18 protein-coding genes are annotated in these 21,487 nt (G+C 69.7%); 9 read left to right on the top strand and 9 right to left on the bottom strand.

Features of this window, described 5'->3' with window-relative positions; all coding sequences use genetic code 11:
• Positions 1 to 420: 420 nt before the first annotated feature.
• The 6 genes from ACQPY4_RS05015 (at position 421) to ACQPY4_RS04990 (ending at position 5,235) form a co-directional block, all read left to right on the top strand.
• Positions 421 to 1,383 carry a PstS family phosphate ABC transporter substrate-binding protein gene (locus tag ACQPY4_RS05015; protein ID WP_433332904.1) on the top strand — a complete coding sequence of 321 codons (963 nt, stop codon included), beginning with the start codon at positions 421 to 423 and terminating at the stop codon, positions 1,381 to 1,383.
• On the top strand, positions 1,383 to 2,333 hold the full coding sequence (gene pstC, locus ACQPY4_RS05010) for a phosphate ABC transporter permease subunit PstC (RefSeq protein WP_433332902.1): 951 nt from the start codon (positions 1,383 to 1,385) through the stop codon (positions 2,331 to 2,333). Before ACQPY4_RS05015 ends, pstC begins: the two co-directional genes overlap by 1 nt.
• Complete coding sequence (gene pstA / locus ACQPY4_RS05005) at positions 2,330 to 3,220, top strand: phosphate ABC transporter permease PstA (protein ID WP_433332900.1); 891 nt, start codon at positions 2,330 to 2,332, stop codon at positions 3,218 to 3,220. Before pstC ends, pstA begins: the two co-directional genes overlap by 4 nt.
• A 73-nt stretch (positions 3,221 to 3,293) precedes the next feature.
• Entirely contained in the window at positions 3,294 to 4,115 is an 822-nt protein-coding gene (pstB, locus tag ACQPY4_RS05000) for a phosphate ABC transporter ATP-binding protein PstB (protein WP_433338797.1), read from the top strand.
• 21 nt (positions 4,116 to 4,136) lie between these two features.
• The gene (locus ACQPY4_RS04995) at positions 4,137 to 4,889 is read left to right on the top strand and encodes a response regulator transcription factor (RefSeq protein ID WP_433332898.1); all 753 of its coding nucleotides are present in this window, start codon (positions 4,137 to 4,139) and stop codon (positions 4,887 to 4,889) included.
• A 22-nt stretch (positions 4,890 to 4,911) separates the two neighbouring features.
• Complete coding sequence (locus ACQPY4_RS04990) at positions 4,912 to 5,235, top strand: ArsR/SmtB family transcription factor (RefSeq protein ID WP_433332896.1); 324 nt, start codon at positions 4,912 to 4,914, stop codon at positions 5,233 to 5,235.
• 23 nt (positions 5,236 to 5,258) lie between these two features.
• Here the strand turns inward: ACQPY4_RS04990 and ACQPY4_RS04985 are convergent, their stop codons facing one another.
• Positions 5,259 to 6,869 carry a relaxase/mobilization nuclease domain-containing protein gene (locus ACQPY4_RS04985; protein ID WP_433332894.1) on the bottom strand — a complete coding sequence of 537 codons (1,611 nt, stop codon included), beginning with the start codon at positions 6,867 to 6,869 and terminating at the stop codon, positions 5,259 to 5,261.
• Positions 6,870 to 7,075: 206 nt separating this feature from the next.
• A complete protein-coding gene (locus ACQPY4_RS04980) occupies positions 7,076 to 7,489 on the bottom strand; it encodes a hypothetical protein (protein ID WP_433332892.1) in 414 nt (137 codons plus the stop codon).
• A 1,068-nt stretch (positions 7,490 to 8,557) separates the two neighbouring features.
• Here ACQPY4_RS04980 and ACQPY4_RS04975 point away from each other — a divergent pair.
• On the top strand, positions 8,558 to 9,406 hold the full coding sequence (locus tag ACQPY4_RS04975) for a hypothetical protein (RefSeq protein ID WP_433332890.1): 849 nt from the start codon (positions 8,558 to 8,560) through the stop codon (positions 9,404 to 9,406).
• A gap of 281 nt (positions 9,407 to 9,687) precedes the next feature.
• Here the strand turns inward: ACQPY4_RS04975 and ACQPY4_RS04970 are convergent, their stop codons facing one another.
• Complete coding sequence (locus tag ACQPY4_RS04970) at positions 9,688 to 10,011, bottom strand: ArsR/SmtB family transcription factor (protein WP_433332888.1); 324 nt, start codon at positions 10,009 to 10,011, stop codon at positions 9,688 to 9,690.
• A gap of 104 nt (positions 10,012 to 10,115) precedes the next feature.
• On the opposite strand from ACQPY4_RS04970, the gene ACQPY4_RS04965 reads away from it, so the two are divergent.
• On the top strand, positions 10,116 to 10,607 hold the full coding sequence (locus ACQPY4_RS04965; RefSeq protein ID WP_433332886.1) for a nitroreductase family deazaflavin-dependent oxidoreductase: 492 nt from the start codon (positions 10,116 to 10,118) through the stop codon (positions 10,605 to 10,607).
• 737 nt (positions 10,608 to 11,344) lie between these two features.
• Here ACQPY4_RS04965 and ACQPY4_RS04960 read toward each other — a convergent pair.
• The 4 genes from ACQPY4_RS04960 to ACQPY4_RS04945 all read right to left on the bottom strand — a co-directional run bounded on the left by ACQPY4_RS04960 (position 11,345) and on the right by ACQPY4_RS04945 (position 16,820).
• Positions 11,345 to 12,184, bottom strand: coding sequence for a maleylpyruvate isomerase family mycothiol-dependent enzyme (locus ACQPY4_RS04960; RefSeq protein WP_433332884.1), 840 nt, complete (start codon positions 12,182 to 12,184; stop codon positions 11,345 to 11,347).
• Positions 12,185 to 12,305: 121 nt separating this feature from the next.
• On the bottom strand, positions 12,306 to 15,089 hold the full coding sequence (gene fxsT, locus ACQPY4_RS04955; protein ID WP_433332882.1) for an FxSxx-COOH system tetratricopeptide repeat protein: 2,784 nt from the start codon (positions 15,087 to 15,089) through the stop codon (positions 12,306 to 12,308).
• 66 nt (positions 15,090 to 15,155) lie between these two features.
• The gene (locus ACQPY4_RS04950) at positions 15,156 to 15,986 is read right to left on the bottom strand and encodes a hypothetical protein (protein WP_433332880.1); all 831 of its coding nucleotides are present in this window, start codon (positions 15,984 to 15,986) and stop codon (positions 15,156 to 15,158) included.
• A 90-nt stretch (positions 15,987 to 16,076) separates the two neighbouring features.
• Entirely contained in the window at positions 16,077 to 16,820 is a 744-nt protein-coding gene (locus ACQPY4_RS04945; protein ID WP_433332878.1) for a tetratricopeptide repeat protein, read from the bottom strand.
• 346 nt (positions 16,821 to 17,166) lie between these two features.
• Here ACQPY4_RS04945 and fxsT (ACQPY4_RS04940) point away from each other — a divergent pair, with 346 nt between their 5' ends.
• Positions 17,167 to 19,755: an FxSxx-COOH system tetratricopeptide repeat protein gene (fxsT, locus tag ACQPY4_RS04940; RefSeq protein ID WP_433332876.1), complete on the top strand. Its 2,589-nt coding sequence runs from the start codon at positions 17,167 to 17,169 to the stop codon at positions 19,753 to 19,755.
• Here fxsT (ACQPY4_RS04940) and ACQPY4_RS04935 read toward each other — a convergent pair whose 3' ends face one another.
• Positions 19,756 to 21,246, bottom strand: a complete 1,491-nt coding sequence (locus ACQPY4_RS04935) for an aKG-HExxH-type peptide beta-hydroxylase (RefSeq protein WP_433332874.1) — start codon at positions 21,244 to 21,246, stop codon at positions 19,756 to 19,758.
• A gap of 16 nt (positions 21,247 to 21,262) precedes the next feature.
• Complete coding sequence (locus ACQPY4_RS04930) at positions 21,263 to 21,472, bottom strand: hypothetical protein (RefSeq protein ID WP_433332872.1); 210 nt, start codon at positions 21,470 to 21,472, stop codon at positions 21,263 to 21,265.
• Positions 21,473 to 21,487: the final 15 nt, after the last annotated feature.

Raw genomic sequence — 21,487 nt, 5'->3', positions numbered from 1 at the left:
GCCGACCCGAGCAAGCGCGCGGGTCGCTGACAGGTGGCCTGGCGGCTCGCGGCACACCTTCGCGATCGACCCTAGGCGTGTCTCTTGTAAGGCCGTCCCCACCGTGGGATACATAGATGCACGTCGATGGATATGTCGCTCGGACGTCCAGTCCCTCACTGCCAGGTGAACACGAAGTGCCCCCAGGGGCCTGCTTGAGCACTCTCGATGAGACCTTGACATTCCGCCACAAGATCACTGACGTGCGTATATAGATCGCCATCGATGTTTTCTGGTCGGATTGTCCGCGTTCACGCCCTGTTCATATGGACGGCCTTCTATGTGTTGGCATGGTCGCGCCGGCAGGGGGGCGACGTTCCCGCAGGGCGGTGCTGCGGCGGGAGCACACGAGAACAAGGGACAACGACGGTGAGCATCCCAATGCGTAGGTCGACGTACGCCGTGACGGCGGCGGTGGCGCTGGTCGCGGCGCTGGCCGCCTGCGGCGACTCCAACAGCGACAGCGGAGGTGGCGGGTCCGAGGGCAAGGACCTGCGGGGAACGGTCAAGATCGACGGGTCGAGCACGGTGGCTCCGCTGAGCACGGTGGCCTCGGAACTGTTCAAGGAGGAGCACGGCCGGGTGCAGATCCCGGTCGGCACGTCCGGCACGGGCGGCGGGTTCGAGAAGTTCTGCGCGGGCGAGACCGACATCTCCGACGCCTCGCGTCCGATCAAGGACGAGGAGATCAAGGCCTGCACGGCCAAGGGCATCAAGTACTCGGAGTTCGCGGTCGCCAACGACGCGCTCACCGTGGTGGTGCACAAGGACAACACCTGGGCCAAGTGCCTGACGGTCGCGCAGCTCAAGAAGATCTGGGAGCCCAACTCCAAGGTCAACAACTGGAACCAGATCGACCCCAAGTTCCCGAACCAGCCGCTGAAGCTGTTCGGTGCGGGCACCGACTCGGGCACCTTCGACTACTTCACCGACGAGATCAACGGTGAGGAGGGCAAGAGCCGCAAGGACTACCAGCCCAGCGAGGACGACAACGTCACCGTCCAGGGCGTATCCGGGTCCAAGGGCGGCATGGGCTATTTCGGGTTCTCCTACTTCGAGGCGAACGCGTCCAAGCTGAAGGCGCTGGAGATCGATGGTGGCGGCGGCTGTGTGGCGCCGAGCGTCCAGACCGCGCAGGCCGGGACCTACAAGCCGCTGTCGCGTCCGCTGTTCATCTACCCCTCGGCCACCGCGCTGAAGAAGCCCGAAGTGCTGGCGTTCGTGGAGTTCTTCGTCGCTAAGAACGCCGACATCGCCAAGCGGTCCAAGTTCGTGCCGCTGAACCCGGCGCAGGACGCCAAGCTCAAGCAGGCCCTGACCACGCTGAAGTCGCAGGCGGGCTAATGACCGTCCCGCGATCCGCGTCGCCTGCCGCGGGGCCCTCGGGAGGGGTCCTGCGGCGGCGGCGTCCCCGTTACGGCGAGGCCGTCATCAGAGCCCTGCTGTTGACCGCCGCGCTGGTCTCCGTCGCCACCACCGTCGGCATCGTGATCTCGCTGCTGCCGCCCACCCTGCGGTTCTTCGAGCGGGTCGGCGTCGGGGAGTTCCTGACCGGCACCGAGTGGAGCGCGCTGTTCAACCCGCCGAGTTACGGTGTGCTTCCGCTGGTCGGCGCGACGTTGCTGATCACGCTGGTCGCGATCGTCGTCGCCGTCCCGCTGGGGCTGGCGGCGGCGATCTACCTCAGCGAGTACGCCCACCCGCGCACCCGCAAGGTCTTCAAGCCGATCCTGGAGGTCCTGGCCGGCATCCCGACCGTGGTCTACGGGTTCTTCGCGCTCGCGGCGCTGACGCCGCTGCTCCAGGACTACTGGCCGTTCGGCGAGGGGCCCGAGGTCTTCAACGCCCTGTCGGCCGGGCTGGTCATGGGCGTGATGATCATCCCGACCGTGGCGTCGCTGTCGGAGGACGCGATGGCCGCCGTTCCCGACGCCCTGCGCGCCGGGGCCTACGCGCTCGGCTCGACCAAGCGGATCGTGGCGATCCGGGTGGTGCTGCCCGCCGCGCTGTCGGGCATCGTCGCGGCGATCGTGCTGGCGATCTCCCGCGCGGTCGGCGAGACCATGATCGTGGCGATCGCCTCGGGCAACCGGCCGAACCTGACCTGGGACCCGATGCAGGGGATGCAGACCATGACCGGCTACATCGCCCAGGCCGGAGAGGGCGACCTGCCCACCGCCTCGTTCGACTACACCACGATCTTCGCGGTCGGCGGGCTGCTGTTCCTGCTCACCTTCGTGATGAACGCGGTCAGCATCCGTCTGGTCCGCAAGTACCGCGAGGTGTACGAATGACCACCATCCTGCAGAAGACCCCCGCAACCCCCGCGATGCGCGGACGCCGCAGGCCGCTGGAGCCGCTGTTCAAGGCCGTCCTGATGGCGAGCCTGGCGGTCGCGGTGGCGTTCCTGGTGATCCTGCTCGCCTACGTGATCACCGAGGGCTGGGGACGGCTGGACTCGCGGCTGTGGCAGAACTTCCCGTCCAAGCTGTATCCCGACCGCGCGGGCGCCCAGTCGGCGATCTACGGGACGGTCTACGTCATCGCCCTCACCGGGCTGTTCTGCGTGCCGATCGGCGTCATGACGGCGATCTACCTGGAGGAGTACGCCGACCGCGAGCGCTGGTGGAACCGGATGATCGAGCTGAACATCCAGAACCTGGCCGCCGTGCCCTCGATCGTGTACGGCATCCTCGGCCTGGGCATCCTGGCCCGCGGCTTCGACCTCGGCCGGACGCTGCTGACCGCCGCGCTCACCCTCTCCCTGCTGGTGCTGCCGGTCGTCATCATCTCCGCGCGCGAGGCGATCCGTGCGGTACCCGGTTCGATCCGCCAAGGGTCGCTGGCCCTGGGCGCCACGCAATGGCAGACGATCTGGCGGCAGGTGCTGCCCGCCTCGGTGCCCGGCATCGCCACCGGGACGATCCTGGCCCTGTCGCGCGCGATCGGCGAGGCCGCCCCGCTGCTGCTGCTCGGCGCCGTCACCCACATCACCTTCAACCCCGAGTCGATCAACGACTCCTACACCGTCCTGCCGATCCAGATCTTCAACTGGATCAAGCAGCCCGAGCCGGAGTTCCACACCCTGGCCTCGGCCGCCATCGTGATCCTGCTGACCATCCTGCTGCTCATGAACTCGGTCGCGATCTGGCTGCGCAACCGCTACCAGAAGCGCTGGTGAGCGCCCGAATGACCCCACGAGACACCGGAGCGCGCCAGTGAGCGACCCCCGACACCGCAAGGACGACACCCCCGTGCAGACCATCCACTACGACCCTCAGCGTGAGGCCCCCGACCTGGTCGACCCGGTGTTCGAGGTGTCGGACCTCAGCGTCTTCTACGGCGCCTACGAGGCCGTCCGGGACGTCACGATGACGATCGGCCGCCGCCAGATCACCGCGATGATCGGCCCGTCCGGCTGCGGCAAGAGCACCGTGCTGCGCTGCTTCAACCGGATGAACGACCTGATCCCCGGCACCCGCGTCGTCGGCAAGATCGCCTACCACGGCGAGGACCTGTACGCCGACCACGTCGACCCCATCGAAGTGCGCCGCCGCATCGGCATGGTCTTCCAGAAGCCCAACCCGTTCCCCAAATCGATCTTCGACAACATCGCCTACGGGCCTCGCGTCAACGGCGTCCGGCGCGGCCTGGACGAGATCGTCGAGGAGGCCCTGCACCAGGCGGCGCTCTGGGACGAGGTCAAGGACAAGCTCAAGGACAGCGCCCTGGCCCTGTCCGGCGGGCAGCAGCAACGCCTGTGCATCGCCCGCACCATCGCGGTCAAGCCCGAGGTGATCCTGATGGACGAGCCGTGCTCCGCGCTCGACCCCATCGCCACCGCCAAGATCGAAGACCTGATGAAGAAGCTCGCCGAGCGCTTCACCATCGTCATCGTCACCCACAACATGCAGCAGGCCGCCCGCGTCTCCGACCGCACCGCCTTCCTCACCGCCGAGGTCGACAAGGCCGGCGTCCGCCATGGCCGCCTCATCGAGTACGACATCACCTCCACCATCTTCACCACCCCCGGAGACAAGCGCACGGAGGCATACATCACCGGCCGCTTCGGCTAAGAGAAGGGCCCACAGACCGCGATGAACGATCAGGCCACCAACGTGGCCGACTTTCCGTCGAATCCGGAGGCAGCGCACGTCCCGCTGCTCCTGGTGGCCGACCCCGACGAACGCGTCGGACACGAGCTCGTCCTGGCCATGGCCGAGAGCGGTGTCGAGGTCACCATCAGCGGCGACGGAGCCGAGGCGCTCCTGCGCATCGGCGCGCTCCATCCGGACATCGTGCTCCTGGCCGCCAACATCCCCGGCGTCGACCCGGTCACCTTCGTCCGGGCCGTCCGCGCCAGCATGTCCATCCCCGTCATCGTCGGCGTCGGCACCGACGACGCCGACCAAGCGGTCAAGGCCCTGGCCGCCGGAGCCAACGTCTGCATAGCCCGCCCCTACCGCCTGCACGAACTCCTCCCGCTCATCCAAGGCATCCGAGCCGAAGGCGGACCCGCCGAAGCGGCCTCACCCATCCTGCGCTGCGGCAACATCGCCCTCGACCCGATCACCCACGTCGTAAGGCGCGACGGCCAGGTCGTCCGGATGCCGCTACGCGAATTCGAGCTCCTGCACTACCTCATGGTCAACGCCGAACGCGTCATCAGCCGCGAGCAGATCCAGCAACACGTCTGGAAGACCAACAAACTCATCACCAACACCATCAACGTCCACATCCGCCGCCTGCGCGAGAAACTCGGCGACGACCAGGACAACCCCAGGATCATCCTGACGGTCCGAGGCATCGGCTACCGCCTCACCACCGGAGAGGAACCAGCCGCCCGATGACACCGCCCTCGGACAGCGGCCCATGACCGCACCGCCCGACCCCTGCCACGCCCCCCTCGTCCTCCAGCCGATGAACCGCGACGAGGCCGAACGCATCGCCCGCATCCTCAAAGCCATAGCCGACCCCACCCGCCTGCAACTGCTCAGCCTCATCCAGTCCAGCCCCGACCGCCAAGCCTGCGTCTGCGACCTCACCGCCCCACTCGCCCTCACCCAGCCCACCATCAGCCACCACCTGAAAATCCTCACCGACGCCGGCCTCCTCACCCGCGACAAACGCGGCAGCTGGTCCTGGTACACCCTCACCACCAACCCCCTCCCAACCCTTCACACCCTCATCACCTGACCCACACGGGTCGGCTGCGTCCATCATCGGGATCGCGGCCTACGCCCTTCGTTACCGTCTGGACGCGATGTCGCCCGTGGAGGTGTTTTGGAGTCGGCGGGTCTCCAGGGGTGAGGGAAGGACAGCATCGCCGTCTCGTTCGGTGCGCTGAACCATGGGGCAATGGATTCTGGTGCGGCTCGGCGCAAGTGCTGCCCGGCGGCCCGGGAGGCGTCCATCCGGATGCGGTGTCGAGCAACTTCATGAAGCTGGGTCATCGCGTCCATGAGCCAGATGAGGCCTGTGGCCAAGCTGATGCCTGCGGTGGACGTCTGACCTTGGATCCGCCCGGCGATCGTCAGGAGTCGCGCAGCGGTACGCAGCCCGTTTCCGGCTGGCGTCGGCGAGGGCAGGCGGCCGTATGGAGGGCGGGCGGCGCGATCGTATGCCTCAGCGGCGCTCTTCAGGTGGGGGTTGCCCGTTGCGCAGGCCGCTGTACGAAGTGCGTCTGCGGCGGCCCAGCATGCATCGCTCGCCAGGTGGGGGCCGACAACGGTCTGTCGACGGATCTGGCTGGTGGCATATGCCGCTGCTCGTAATGCGTCCGTGTAGAGCCGCCCGCGTTCCTCGTCGGTCAGATGGCCGACAGGCGGCTCCCCCGCCCCTGACCTCCATGCTCGTTGCAGTCGAGGCCATGTGAGGTCATCGCTCAGTCGACCACCGCTGTACCAAAGGTCCTGGCCATCCCCATCGGTGTGGCCCGGCAGGGAGACCGCGTACCCGGTGACCTGGTCAGGGGTGCGGTCGCTGAAGCGGAGGCGGATCAACACGCCCACCTCCGTCAGGCGTTCGAAGAAGTCGTCTGCGGTCCGGGCCTGGTCCGCAGCCCGGCGGACCAGGGTCCGCAGTACGATCCGGGCAGATCGGCTGGACACATGCTGTCCGCAGATCGGACCGTGGTCCGCTGTACGCGGACCGCCATGCCGGGCGTTGGTGTTCCAGCGGTGCCGGAGCTTGGGCAGGGTGAGGTCGGCTGCGAGCTTGCCGCCGCCGAACCAGACGGGCCGTCCGGCCTTGGTCCGATCGTCCGGCAGCGCAACGGCGTACCCGGTCACCTCGTCCGGTCGGAGCTGGCTGAAGCGCTTGTGGACCAAGACACCCTGGTCCACCAAGGCGTCGAAGAAGGCTTCCTCTGTCCATGCCCCGGCCGCAGCGGTCTGGACGTGGCGGCGCAACGCAGCCCGAGCGGGCTCGACTCGTCGAGCGCGAGCGGCCTTCTCGGTTTCCCCACGCTTAGCTCGGCGGGCAGCGGTCCGGTCCGCCGCAGGCGTGGACCGCAGTCCGAACCGGTCCTCCACGGCACGGCAGGCCTCCCGGACGCGATAGCCGTCGTTCCACACCTCCGGACGGACGCCGTCCGCACGGGCCAACGTGGCGACGATGTGAATGTGATCGTCCGCGTGCCGGACCGCGATCCAGCGGACCGCATCCTCATCACCCGGCGCCGCCAGGCCGGTCCGGGCCATCACCTCAGCGGCGACCTCAGCCCATTGCGCATCGGACAGGACCGGATCCTCAGGCGCCGCCCGCACCGGCACATGCCACACCGGCTTGCGGAAGTTCCGGTCACCCAACAACGCCAGCGGCTGCGCCAACAAACCGTCCAGACGCCGAAAGTCCCGTCCCCCGTCAGCACACTCGCCAGGCTCCAACTCGGCCGGACTCCGAAACCCCGCAACGATCCGCGAGTTGACATGCTCTTCGCTCCGGCCAGGCCCATACAGGTAGCGAACCAACCCCTGCACACGGCTCCCGCGCAGGACCTTCCCGATCACCGTCGCTCACCTCACGGGAGTCGGCCTCATGGCAAGCGAACACGAACCTGATCAGCGAGCTCATCCAGCTTCCCAACCGTCCGGGCCGCTGCCTGCGCATACCACTGCGACTGCTGGGAGACCTCACCAGAGTTCAACGCCGCAACAGACTGGTTCAAGTTGATCCCAATCCGCCTGGCCTGGCCCGACGCCTGCATCAACCCTGCCAACAGCTCCCTCAACACCGCGTACTCGGGCCGAGCCTCCCCGCCCGCAGCCGCCAACGCCGCCTGCGCGACATACGCCCCCGTCGCTAAGAACTCCCGCTCCGCCGCAGCCACCACGACCGCGTACTCCTCCTCAGAGAAAGCAACGAACACAGCTCGGTTACGCCGTGGAGTTCGATGCGAACGACGATTGCGACGCACCGCCCTCCTCGCCGCCATCTCGTGCTCCTCCAACGGCAACCTCCCCAGAGAGATCGCGCCCGATCCAGCCCTGTCCGGACCGCGCCCGGTCCGGACCCAAAACCTAAGGTTTTCCATTTCTTGCTCCGCGCCAGCGGAGATCGCGGCATGCCTCCAGGGCAGGCTTCTCCAATGAGGTACCCAGGCAGTTAGACGATGCTTGACAACGTTTACGCTCTATTTTGCCAGGAGCCATCCGCGCTCGCAGCTCTGCCGCCTGTCCCGGCGCGTCGCAGAGCACGGCTTCACAGGGAGCTGCCCGTCACTGACGAGCCGCCGATCAGACTGCGAGGCCATCACACATGGCATCGGCATGTGGATGGTGTCGCTTCATCTTGGGCCGCTTGCGCCTAGAGACCCCGAATCGGTCCCTCAAAACTGCCAATGAGCCTCAGCCCGTTCGGCTGTCCCCCAGCGCACATACCATCGAAGATCCGCAGGTGGGGGCCTACACCTCCCTAATAAGCCGGTGCACCCGCGAATCAGGGCAGCTATCGTCACTGAATGGCCACCGCACTCGGCTCGGGCCTCATCCCGGTCCACATCGGCAACCACCCGCCGGTATCGGCGGAGATGACCATTGCGCCGGAGGCTGAGCCCGGAAGTCCCATTGACTGGCAGGGGCATGGCCTAGCTCCGCGGTGGCTCGGGTCAGAGACCAGCGATTGCGCAGCGGCCCTGGCGCCTGGCGTCTACGCCTCCCGTGGAGCGAGTGAACTAGACCGGTATCTGGCGGGTGTCAAAGCCCGAGGGGAAACCGCTTTGATCGTCGCCCAGATGCGGGAGGGCCGTCCCAACAGCCGCTCGCCACTGGTACCGCGCGGCGGTTCTGTGAGCCTGCTACGTCTTCGGGGCTCGATAAGCGGCCGCCTCCTCCCCGAAGGGGTCCGCCCCGTCCTCGCTGACAATCTCGGGGCCGCCGACCGTGACCTCGGGCGAAGGCTTCTCAACCGGCCGCCCGACGGGCCGTGGTTCGCCCTCTCGCTCAACGGCTTGTCCCTGGTACCAGGTGCCGGGGGTCCTACCACCCACTACGAGCCTGAAGGTGAGCTCCACCCGATCTTGGTCGATGGCCTTGGCGCCCCGATCGTGGCGGCATGGACTCCCTCAGACGGCGATCAACGCTGGTACATCGTCCCTGGCGACACCGACTGGAATCAGCTGCTCGGCTGGCTCATCCGGCAGGCACTCCCGGAATTTGTGCCCGGTGCGCTCTACCGCGCTCGTTCCCCGTACCTCGTCGATCCGCTCCTGCAGACCGAGTCCGAGACGACCGCCCGCAATGCCATCGAGGAATTGGAAACCAACTACGCCCGCGAAAGAACCCGGCTCCAGGAGGAACTCGACCAAGCAACGGCCAGCGCAGACCCGGTCCGCTACAGGCTGCTCTATGGCACCGGCGAGCAACTGGTCGACGCGGTCGAGACTGTGCTCACTTTGGCCGGGGTCGCCACGGTCAACCTCGATGAGGAACTCAGTGGCACCAGGTCGGCTGATCTGCTGGCTAGCCTGCAGGGCGAGCGGCGCCTTATCGAGGTGAAGTCCACCAGCGGAGCCGCTTCCGAGAGCCTCGTCGGCGATCTCGACCGGCACCTCGCGACTTGGCCTCGGCTCCGTCCCCACCAGCCCGTCGAGGGCGGTGTACTCATCGTCAACCACCAGCACAAGTTGCAGCCCGATCAACGCCCCGCCCAGGTGTACACCAGACCTGAATTCGTCGAGTCGCTACGCAGCCCTGTGATAAGCACCGGAATGCTGTTCGACTGGTGGCGAACGGAGGACTGGGCTGCCATCAGAGCAGCCATCCTCGGCAAGGGAGCCGCTCACACAACAGCCGCGTCCGCGAACTCCCCGACGTCCCAACCTCAGCGACCATGGAGCCGATGGCGCCGCAAGCCCAACGATCATTGACTTCAACGAGGGCCGTAGGGCGACCAGAACCGTCCGTCTTCGTGTCGCGTCTGGAGTCACGTGCGGGTGACATGGTGCTTACGTGGGTAGGTTGACGGTAGAGACTGCCGGTAGCCTGTGAGGCGAAGGCAATCCGCTTATCGGATTTTCGCTCGTGGGTGACCTGGGACTTTGCAGGTCAGTACACCGCTCAGGCAGTTAGACCTTGTAAGCGGCAGGTCATCGGTTCGAATCCGATCAGGGGCTCCTCCTCCCCTCACCAGCACAAATCCCATGCGGCCTCAGCGGGACGGGAGGCCGGGGACCGAGCGGGCCATGATGATGTCGGCGGCGGTGGGGAAGCAGTCGACGCAGGCGTCGTTGATCCGGTAGTAGCTCGCCGTCCCCCTGCGCTCGACGAGCACGAAGCGCACGGCCGCGAGCTGCTTGAGGTGGCTGGACACGGTCGACTGGCCGACGTCGACGGCCTTGACGATCTCGCCGACGCTCATCGGTGCGCCCTGCCGGGCCAGCAGGGACACGATCTGGACGCGGGTCGGGTCGGCGAGCGCCCTGAACCAGGACGCGTACTCCTGGGCGATCTCGCGTGCCAGTGGTCTCTTCATCGTTCATCGACGATAAACGATGGAAGGTCGGGGGGCCACCCGCCCGGGGCATCGGTCAGGAATCGAGAAGCGGCTCTGGGGTGGGCGCGCCTAGCGTGAGGGGCATGGGAATCGAGATGAGCGGAGATGCCCCGATGTCGGAGAAGCAGCAGGTGGGGAAGCGTAAGGCGGGTATGCCCGGGGCGTTCTCGCGGTGGATGCAGCACAGGATGAACGCCCGGATGAACCGCAAGGTCCGGCGGGGTCGCGGCACGTTCATGAGCATGGACGTTCTGATCCTGCACACGGTGGGCCGCCGGAGCGGGGAGGCGCGGGAGACGCCGGTGGCGTGGTTCGCCGATGGGGACTCCTGGCTGGTCGTCGCGTCGGGTGGCGGGAGCCGGCACCCGGACTGGCACGCCAACCTGATGGCGCACCCCGAGCGGGCGTCGATCGAGTTGCCTGGGCGGGACGTCCTGCCGGTCACGCCGCACCGACTGGACGGCGCCGACCGGGAAAGCGCGTGGCAGCGCATCGCCGAGGCCCAGCCCCGCATCGCGAAATACCAGAGCAAGTCCGACCGCGAGTACCCGATCATCCGCCTGACCGCGTCATAAAGCCTGCCCATGGCAGTGGAGCGCCCTTCTGAGGGCGTCCGGGACCGGGTCATGTTCCGCGCGTACGAGGCTCGGGACGAGGCTGCGGTTCTGGGGCTGGTCAACGGGGACCGGCTGGCGGGGCAGCCCTGGGCGACGGCGGCGATGCTGGGTGAGGCGCTCGCCGGACGGTCACCGAAGGATTCCGGCTGGTGGGACGAGCTCGATGAGCCCGTGACGGTTGTCGCTATCGGGGCGCGGGTGAGGTGGCTCCGCGACCCGAGGGCTCTCCCGAGAGTGCAACCAGAGAATCGGACGCGTTCCCTATCGCCTCGGCGTTGTCGCTGGGGTTGGAGGCGCTGCCTGGGGGGCGTCGTCCGGCTACTCGGGACGCGCTGGAGCGGGCTGGGTTCGTTGGGGAGCGGCGGTGGCGCTATCTGCATCGGGCGCTTCCGGCCCCGGAGCTGCCCCGGGTCGAGAGGTTCGTTCTCGTGGCTGACCAGCGGCTGGTCGTCCGGGAGGGCGGGGCGGGCGGGTTTCGACGAGGTCGACCGGTTGTACGCCTACACGCTGGCGAGGGCCGACAGGCGGGTCTCAGCCGATTCCAAGGCGCGCGAGTTCGCCTCGGCGCTGGACGTCGACCCGGCGCTGCGCTCCAGCTCCGCCTAGCGCTCTGACCTGGCGGACGCCGCCCGGCAGGTGCTCTCCAACCCGTATCTGGACGCTCGCGCAGCGCCGCCACCCGGGGAGTCGTGCGGTCATCCCGACCAGATGATCGACACGATCTGAAGCGCCGCCGCGGCGAGGCCCTCGTCGCCGGAGACGCGGACGCGGTCGGCGGCCTGCGCGGGAGTGATCCCCCGGGTGCACAGGCGCCAGAGGGTGTCGGCATCGAACTCGATGCGGGCCGCCGCCTCCGGCTCAGCGGCGCGCCGCAGTTCCCAGCGCTCGCCACCGCGCGTGCAGGCCCACTCGCCTTCCCCGGGTCCGGTCACGACGACCTGAAGCGTCGTCCCCTCGGGAGCGTTCACCTCGCGCAACGTATGGGGCAACGCTCGCAGGAACGTGTCGAGGACGGGCCCCACGAAGCGGGGCTCCATCAGCCCGGCGCGTCCGGTGGCCTCGCAGATCTGCTGGTGATGCGTCCAGTACTCGCTGAAGTCGCGCGCCGCGTCGAGCCAGATCGGATGGGCCTCAGGTCCGGCCCAGCTGACCGAGGCGTCCAGGGCGTGCGGGTCGACGGTCTGCCAGAACTCCACGACCTGGTCGCCGATGTCCGACAGCAGCCCGACCAGGAGCTCCGGGCTGATCCGGCGGGCCGCGACGACCCACTCGTCGTTGATGCGATCGATGAATTCGGGGAACGGTTCGCCCTCGCGGGGGCCCATGCCGTGGAACCCGTCCCGGAGCATCGACAGCCGTCCGACATGATCACCCAGCACATGGGCGGCCATGTCCCGGACCGTCCACCCGGGTACCACCGGCAGCTCCCACTCGGAGCTACCCAGCCCCCGCAGCAGCGCGACGAACGCTTCCTGCTGCGGCCCGAACAACGGCCGGACGTCGATCACCGGCCCCAGCCAGCCGACCTCGCTCATATCGGCACCTCCTCAAATTGATCATGCTGGACGCCCACTCATCGCGCACGAGGTTTTACGGGGCCGTGCCTTTGAAGCAGGTAGTGGTGGCAATCGGCCAACGCGACGGCGACCCTGGTGATCAGGAGTCGGCGAGAGCGTCCAGCTCGGCCAGGACATCGGCCAAGAGGTGATCGGGACCGGCCGCCTCTTCGTAGATGGCGCGGGCCTCTTCGAGGCGCCGCCTCGCCTGGCGAGGCTTGCCCAGACGACTCAGGGCCGCGCCGAGCGCCGCGAGGGCGCCCGCGTTGTAGACGTGGCTCATGGTGCCGTGGCGGCCGACGTAGAGGGCATGGGCCTCCTCGGCCGCCGCGCGGGCCTCGGCGGGACGACCGGCCCGCAGCAGGCTGCGGGCCAGGGCGGTCAGCGCCCCCGCGACGACCACGGGAACGGGATACGACCTGCGCAGGAAGCGGACGGCCCGGCGCTGGAGGCGCACGCCCTCGTCGGGCTCGCCCGAGGCGGCCAGGACGATGCCGAACGTCTCCTCCGCCCGGACGGTCTCGACATGGTCGGGGCCGTAGAGCCCACGGGCCATCCGGATCGCCCGTTCGGCGACGGACCGCGCCCGCGTGTGCTCCCCCAGGTCACACAGCACGGCCGCGTGCCAGCGGTAGGCGACCGTCCGCTCCCGGTCGGGGGCGCTGCGGGCGGCCTGCCAGACCCGGTCGGCGTCCCGGTACGTCTCCTGGGCCGATCGGAGATCCCCGGCGCGCCAGAGCGCGTAGGCGAGCCGGGCGTAGAGCTCGGCCGTGCGAGCGTCGGCGTCGCCGAAGGCGTCCGCGCCGATCCGCGCGGCCCGCTCCAGCACGCCGACGGCCTCGCACGGGCGTCCCGTCTCCGTGAGCGCCCGGCCGAGCAGGCGCAGGGTGGGCAACGAGGCCGGGAGGTCGTCGCCGTCCTCCAGGACGGCCAGCGCCGCGCGCGCCGTCGTCACGGCGGCGGTGTGGTGCCCGAGATAGCACTCGACCTCGCCGCGCGAGGTCAGCGTCTCGGCGTACTCCCTGGAGGACGGGCCGAAGGCGCGCTCGCGGAACGCGAGGGCGTGGCCGAGGAGCTCCAGGGCCTGCTCGTGCTGGTCCCGGACCTCCAGGTAGGCGGCCGCCCGATGGCACGCCTCGGAGATCTCCGCGGGGGCGGCGTCCATGGCCCGGGGGTGCCGCGCGATGGCCGCCACATGCGGCAGGAGGTCACCGCACTCCTCCCAGGTGGCGGGCAGGCGCGGGCGGTCGGGGAAGCAGCGCGCCAGCAGGCGGGCGGCGGCGGTCAGCCACCCGTCCGGGTCGGTGATCGACTCGTGGATCATCTTCTGCACCAGCGGGTGGACCGACAGCGCCTCCGGGGTGGCGTCGATGAGCGCGTACTCGGCGAGGGCCCCGATCGCCTGGTCGTAGACGACATGGTCCTCGGCCAGGCGCCGCAGCGCGGGCGGAAGACCCGGCGTGCCGGAACGCACGATCCCGCGGGGGATGCGATCGGGGTCCAGGAACGCGCACAGCCTGAGGAGGTCGGCGCCCTCCGGACGTTCCTCCTCGACGCGGGTCATCGAGACCGACCACGTCGTGGCGGCCGTGCCGAGGTAGTCGGCCGGGCTGTTCAGATGCATCAGCCGCGCGGGCGCGTCCCGCAGGATCTCGGCGTAACTGCCCCAGCTGGCATGGTTGCGCGTGACATAGGCGGCCGCCTGGGCGAGGGCGAGCGGGAGGTCGCCCAGCTCGCCCGCCACCCGCGCGGCCTCGTCCGTGCGGCCGCCGGTCATCCGCCGCAGGAAGGCGATCGACTCGGCGCGGGTGAACGCGGGCACCTGGACCGGCTCGGCCAGCCGCCAGGTCGAGGTGCGCGAGGTGACCAGGACGCCGCCGACACCGGGCGCGGGCCACCAGGCGCGCAGGTCCTCCTCGTTCTCGGCGTTGTCGTAGATCAGCAGCCAGCGGCCGCGCCGGGCCAGCTCGTCCCAGAGCAGCCGGATCCGGTGCGGCGCGTCCTCGGTGGGGAGCGCCAGGCGGTCGGCCAGCTCCGCCAGGCCGCGCGCCGCGGAGAAGGAATGGCTGGCGTCGATCCACCACACACCGGTGAAGCGCGCGGCGAAGCGGTGGGCGAACTCGCGGCTCAGCTGGCTCTTGCCCACGCCGCCCATCCCGTGCAGGACGCACGCGGGCGGCGACAGGCCGCTCGCCTCGCCGAGCCGTTCCGCCAGCCGGTCGAGCAGCGCGCCGCGTCCGGTGAAGTCGGGGTTGCGCCGGGGGACGTTCCAGGACACCGGGACGACGTCCGCGGGCGCCTCGGCCGGTTCCACGACCCGCACGAGCGCGGTCGTCGAGGTCTCCTTCACCTCGACCTGAACGCGGCTGTAGGCGTCCGGCCTGCTGCGCGTGTCGTGGCGGACGACGTCCTCGAAGAACCATTCGGACACCACCACGGCGAGCGGGCCGCCCGCCCCGGCCAGCGCCTCCTTGACGCCCCGCGCCTCCAGCAGGCGGAAGGCGCCGTTGATGCTGCTCCCGGCCACGCCGTGCGCGTCGTAATGGATCTCGCCCGCGTGCAGGACCATCCGGAGCCGAATCCGGGCGGCGGGAGGCGACTGCTCATTGTGCCCTTGGAGAGCGACCGCCAATTCATGGGGCAGATCGGCGGACAACCGCACTTTTGGCACTTCCGGAAGGACGAGCACGAGGATCCCGTCGCCGCGATCCTCGTGATGGCTTCTGTCCCAGGGAATCCCGGCCCGGGCGAACGACCATCGCATCGCCCGGTAAAGCGCGTCCCGCACCCGCAGTTGATCGGGATTGGTGCGGCTGCGGTCGCCGAAACCCTCCACGTCGACCGCGACGATCGATCTGTGCAGCGCCGGTTGCGCCACGGGCATGGGGCACGCTCCCCGCATCACGGCAAGATCCTGCAATACGGAAATATAGGGCGTCTCAGGGAGCTTTTAGGCGGCCGGGTTCAGAAATTCTCTGAGCGCCGCCCGCACCTCTCCGGTCGACAGATAGCTGCGCACCGCATGGAACTGCCAGTCGCCCACGCTGAGCTCCACGTCCTTCTCCACCCCGGCGAACCGCCCCGACAGCCTCGGCGGCACCGCCACGATGTCCCCGACGTCGGCGAAGTTGAGCCAGCGCCGGACCCCGGGAGGCCGCATGCCCCGCCCCGCGTCCGGCGACGGACTGAGCCGATCGAACACCACCCCGGGCATCGCCAGCGGACTGCCCAGCGTGATCAGGCAGTCGAGCTCCACCGCGGGCTCGCTCCACAACGCCTCGTACGCCACGACGCTGCCGAGCGAGTGCGCGACCAGCACCTCGGGCCGGTGCTCCAGCAACGCCCCGCGCAGGCTGCCGATGATGGCGTCCCGGCGCGCCCGCGCGGACTGGTAGGTGTGCAGCTCCCGGCAGAACGCCAGCACCGAACGCCGCGCCAGATCGGGGTACCGGGCACTCAGCCAATCCGCCGCGGCCCGGGCTCGGGCCGTCCGCCCGCCCTGCGCGTGCGCGGCCCCCGCGTTGAGCAGGTCGGCCCAGGCGATCAGGACGTCCTGTGCCCCGTCTTCCAGCAGCGCCGCGTCATCCGCGCTCTGTGCCGCTCCCCGATCCAGCTGATGCGCGTAGAAGCACACCCGCAGATCAGCGCTGGCATCCGTCCCCTCGGTCAGCGCCCGCGCCCAGGCGGCGCTGATCGCGTCCGTCGCGGCGGACGCCGAACGCTGGTTACGCGTGTAGTAGCGGATGTTCCAGATGCCATGAACGCCGAGAATCCTGGTCACGCTCGTCCAACCGCTCGGGGGTCGCCACCCCCATGCTCCCCCGCTGTGCGCTGCCTGACTGTGCAAGGCGACGCACTACCGGCGCCGTCCCTAAGGGGAACTGGCGGCCGTGCGGCGGTCGAGCCGGGTCAGGTGGCGGCGGGCCGTTCTGGCCTCGGCCGAGGCTCGCGGGTCGGTCAGACCGGCCAGCTCGCGGAACTGCTGCCTGGCCTGGTCGGGTCGGCCGGCCAGGGCGGCCAACTGGGCGGCTCGCAGGCGGGTTCTCGGGCGGCCGGGCGCCCGTTCGACGGCCGCGGCCAGTTCGGCCTCGGCCTCGGCGAGGCGGCCCAGACCGGCCAGGGCCAGGGCGCGCGCCGAACGGACGTCGGTCTCGTCGTCGTGCGGGAGACCCAGGTCGAGGGCGCGGCCGAGGTCGGCCAGGGCCGCCCGGTACTCGCCCAGCTCGACCTGGACCTGGCCGCGACCGGCCAGCGCCCGGGCGACGGCGCCGTCCTGCCGGAGGGCCTGGGCGAAGGTCACCTCGCCGTCGGCCGGCGAGCCGCTGAGCCATTGCGCGTAGCCCAGCCCGGTGAGGACGTGCACGTCACCGGGGGCGCGGTCGAGGGCCTGGCGGCCCAGCTGGAAGGCCTCGCCGAAATCTCCGGCCGAGAGGCGGAGGTCGGCGAGCGAGGCCAGGACCCGGGCGGCGGCGGCGGGATCGTCCAGCAGGACGAAGGCCGCCAGCGCATCGCGAAAGCGGTGCTCCGCGCGCAGGCTGTCGCCGTCGCTCATCGCGCGCTTCGCCTCCGCGACCAGCGAATGCGCCTGGCGCCGCTCCTCGGTGGTGCTGTTCATCTCGGCCCTCTCCGCGACCCCGGGACTCCCCGTGCCGAAAGGTCCAGTTCGAGCCTCTCCGCCCCGCCCGCGCTCGTCAATCGCGAGTTCGCCCCGCCGGTCGTCCGTGGCGTCACAAGACCCCCTTGCCCACCGTCGGTAACTTCATGGTAACTCGCGGTATTCTCCCAGCTGAGAAGCAACTAGCCTAGATGCTTTCCAGGACGATCTCTGACTGTTGCCGCAAGACGCATCTTTAAATGCGTCTAATGTTACTGACAACACGGCGAATCGATGAAATGACGGACACCGGGCATAGGTTGCAAGATCCAAATGATCACTACCTTTAGTAATCGGTCGGGTACTGATGGTTGACGAGGGCTGGGGCAATACTTCTGATGTCCGTGCGACTGCGGCGAAACATCAAATATGGGGACGAGAGGTTCCATTTCGGAATCCGCACTTCACCGGCCGCGCGGCGGAACTGACGGCCCTGCGCGAACGGCTCACCGGAACCTCGACCGTGGTCGTCGGGCAACCGGCCACCCCGCTTTTCGGACTCGGCGGAGTAGGTAAGACCGAAATCGCCGCCGAGTACTGCCACCGTTTCGCCAGGGAGTACTCCCTGGTCTGGTGGATCAGGGCCGAGCAGGAGGACACCATCCGCAACGCGCTGATCGCGCTCGGCCGCCGGATGGGCCTGCCCGACTTCCACAGCAACGAGCGCGACTACTCGGCCCAGGTCGTGCTCGACGCGCTCCGGGCGGGCGACCCCTACGACCGGTGGCTGCTCGTCTTCGACAACGCCGTCCGTCCCGAGATCGTCAGCCGCTACATGCCCCAGGGCAACGGTCACGTCATCGTGACCTCACGCATCGCCGAGTGGAGGCGCAGCCTGCGTTCCGAAGGCATCGAGGTCGCCGAGTTCTCCTCGGACGAGACCGTGACGTTCCTGCGCAAGCGGGTCGACGCCCTCGGCGCCTCCGACGACGAAGCCACCGAACGAGCCCGGCGCGGCGACGCCGAGCGGCTGGCCCGCGCCCTCGACAACCTGCCGCTGGCCGCCGAGCACGCGGCCGCGTACCTGGTCGAGACCGGCACACCGGTCGACCAGTACCTGGAGCTGTTCGAGCGCAACGCCCACGAACTGATGGGCCTGGACGTCGACATCTTCTACCCGCACGCCGTCGCGACCACGTGGAGCGTGTCGCGCAGCACGATCTCCCCCGACGCCGACGCCCTGTTCCAGCTTCTGGCGTTCTTCTCCCCGGAACCGATCTCCGAGGAGATCCTCGTCCAGCCGGGCCGGGTGAGCTCCCTTCCCGATTCGCTGCGCGATGTGCTGGGCGACCTGCAGAAGTTCCGCCGCGCCGGGCGCGAACTGGCCCGCTTCTCGTTGATCAAGATCTTCGGCGTGCGCAACGTCGTGCAGATGCACCGGGTCGTCCAGGCGGTCACCCGAGGACGCATCGAGCGCGAGGACGCCGAGTCCGCCCGCGAGTTGCGCGGGACCGTGCACACACTGCTGGCCGCCTCCGACCCGGGCTCGCCCGAGCACGAGGAGAGCGACCCCATCTACGAGCGCTCCCGCCACCACCTGGTGTCGTCCGGCGCGTTGGAATCCGGCGACCCGCTGGTCCGCGCGCTGATCATCCACCAGGTGCGCCGGATGTACCTGCGCGGCGGCCACGACGAGAGCCTCAGCCTGGGCGAGCCCGCGCTGGCCCTGTGGCGCGAGCTGTTCGGCGAGAACGACCTCCAGACGCTGTGGCTGGCCGTGGAGGTCGCCTCGGCACTGCGCCGCAAGGGGCGCTTCGAGGAGACGCGCGAGCTGATCAGCGACACGCTCGAACGGCTCCGCGTGCACCACGGCGAGGCCAACGACGCTTTCCTGCGCGGCTCGACGGTCTACGCCACCAGCCTGCGGATGCTGGGGCGCTACCAGGAGGCGTACGACCACGACACGTGGCTGCTCCCCCTCTACGAGCGGCACATGCGCCCGGAGCATCCCAGCAGCCTCGACCTGCGCAACAACCTGGCCATCGACCTGCGCTGCCTGGGCCGGTTCCAGGAGGCGCTGGAGACCGACGAGGCGACCCTCCGGACGCGCGAGAGCACGCTCGGGCCCACCCACAGCAAGACCCTCAACTCGCGGTTCGCGCTCGCCCGCGACCTGCGCAAGCTCGGCCGGTACGAAGAGTCGCTCGACCTGCTCCGCGACGTCACGGCCACCGCGCTCGGCAAGGACGAGCCCTGGCATCTGGGCCGCCTGCTGACCGAGGCCGACATGGCGGTCGCGCTCCGCCGGGTCGGTTTCTACCAGGACGCCCGTGCCGAGGGCGAACGGGCCCTGGCCCGGCACACCGCCATCCTCGGCCCGACGCACCGCCAGACGCTCACGATCTCGATCAACCTGATCAACGACCGGCGGCTGACCGACGACCTCGCCGGCGCGCAGGAGCTGGGCGAGGCGACCCTCCAGACCTGGGAGAAGGTCGCGGGCGCCGACCACCCCAACACGCTGGCCGCGGTGGCCAACCTCGCCGTGGTGCTCAGGGCGCGGGCCAACCCGTCGGAGGCCAGGGACCTGGACGAGCGGGCCCGCGACGGCATGCTCACCGTCCACGGCGAAGACCATCCCAACGTCATCGTCGTCAGCACCAACCTCGCCAGCGACCTGGCCGCGCTCGGCGAGGTGCGCCTAGCCGCCGAGCGGGGCGAGCGGACGCTGGAGACCAGCAAGCGGGTCATGGGCGCGTCCCACCCCTGCACGCTGGCCGCCGCCGCGAACCTCGCCCTCGACCGCCGGGCCATCGGCGACCAGAGCGGGGCCGACGCGCTGTTCGAGGAGACCTACCGGCGCTATGTGGACGAGCTCAGCTCCGAGCACCCCATGGCGCTGCGCGTCCTCCAGCGCGGCCGGATCGATCTCGACATCGAGCCGTCCTCGGTCTGATCACGCCGGGCCCCGAGCCAGCCAGGCGCCGAGCCGGTCCGGATCGGCCGGACGGCCCGTCCGCGCGAGCAGGCGACCGTGCAGACCGGCGACCACCTCGGGTCGCCGGCCGAGAGCGCTCGCCGGATCGGTGCGGGTGCGGCACAGGGCCAGCCCGGCCCAGGCGTCGAGGTCGCCGGGGCGGCCGAGCCGGCTCTTGTACGCCTCGGCCGCCTCCCCGTACCGCCCGGCCAGCAACGCCCGGTCGGCCGCGCTTCGGGGCGGCCCCGGGTGCTCGCCGTAACCGCCGCATCCGAGCTCCAGCAGGCGCGACCGACGACCGGGAGCGAGCGCGGCCGCGTCGCCGGTCCGGACCTCCGTCGGCACGGGTATGGGGGGTGCGCCCGCCTGCCAGGCGTCCGCGAGAGCGTCCATCGCGCCGCCGTCCGGACGCAGATTGCGCAACCGCCAGCGAAGCCGGTGATCGTTGGCGGCATCGGCGCCGACGCGGGCGGCCTCCCCCGAGATGGTCCGTGCGGCCAGGCCGGTCAGGCGCGCCCGCATCGCCCCGACGAAGACGCGCCCCTCTTCGGTCAGCGCGCCGGACGTCCACAGAGTCCGCGCGGCCTCCGTGGTCGGGCCGATCCAGCGCGCGAAGCGCCCGGGCTCACCTCCCCGCGACCACAGGTCCAGCAGCGCGACCTGGGCGTGGCAGCCCGCCAGCAGTCCCGAGAGGGGCCTCGGGTCCTCGCGCCAGGGCGAGTAGACCGCACGGCGGTCCCCGGTCAGCAGCGGGAAATGGTCGATGACCGCGCCGAGCAGGACGTGCTGGAACTCGTGCACCAGACCGTCGAGACAGCTTCTCGCGTCCGGCGGCAGGGACAGGGCGACGGCGCCGAAGGCCATTCCCGAGCTCGCGCCCGCCGGTCGCCCGCCCTCGCCCTCCACCAGCGGCACCACGGTGTCGAGCCCCGCCGCCAGGGCGCCGGCCGTCACGGGGTCGTAGCGTGCGAGCGACCGCATCGCCTCCGCCAGCCGCCGGCGCCAGATCACGGTCGCGGCCGCGTCCGGGGTCCCGGCCCGGGGCCCGTAGACGTCGAGGTAGGGATCGGCGCCGTCCAGGACGACCTCCAGCCGCGACCGTCCGGCGGCTATCCGCAACCGGGGCGGCCCGGCGCGCTCCCGCCCCTCCACCACGTCGTTCATCAGCCTGGTGAGGTAAGCGAGATCGACCTCCGTCCCCGTTTCGAGGGCCCGAAGGCAGCGCACGGCCCACACACCGACCTGCGGACGGGCCAGGAGGCTCCGCGCCCGAGCCGGATGCGAGCGCTCGTGGCGGGCGAGGGCGGCGAAGGCGTGTTCGAAGGCGGCGCGCTCTTCGGGGGGCGGCGGAACTCGTGCCCCACCCGGGCGGATCCGGCGCCGGATCGCCTCGACCAGGATCAGCCGACGACTCAGCTCCGCGCCGCGCAGCCTGGTGACCAGGTCACTGTTCTGTAGCCCGAGAGCCACAGCCGTAAGGTCGCCTTCAGCGAGCCGGTGTCGCGATGTGTGTGGGCCTGTCCACGGGGACACCGTATTCATCGTTGTTCCAAAGCCGCGACGTCTCGTCACGGATGTCGCCGCAGCCGCCCAGCACCTCCGCGATGACCTCCTCACCGAGTGCCGAGAGCTCATCCAGGGACGTCGTGGACAGGTCGACGATGACCGATGGGAGATCACGACCGAACTCCGCCATCGGCAACCTCCTCAA

The organism is Spirillospora sp. CA-294931 (assembly GCF_050946795.1).
Taxonomy (GTDB): domain Bacteria; phylum Actinomycetota; class Actinomycetes; order Streptosporangiales; family Streptosporangiaceae; genus Spirillospora.
The sequence above is the reverse complement of the archived record's forward strand: the minus strand, read 5'-3'. Positions and strand labels throughout refer to the sequence as shown.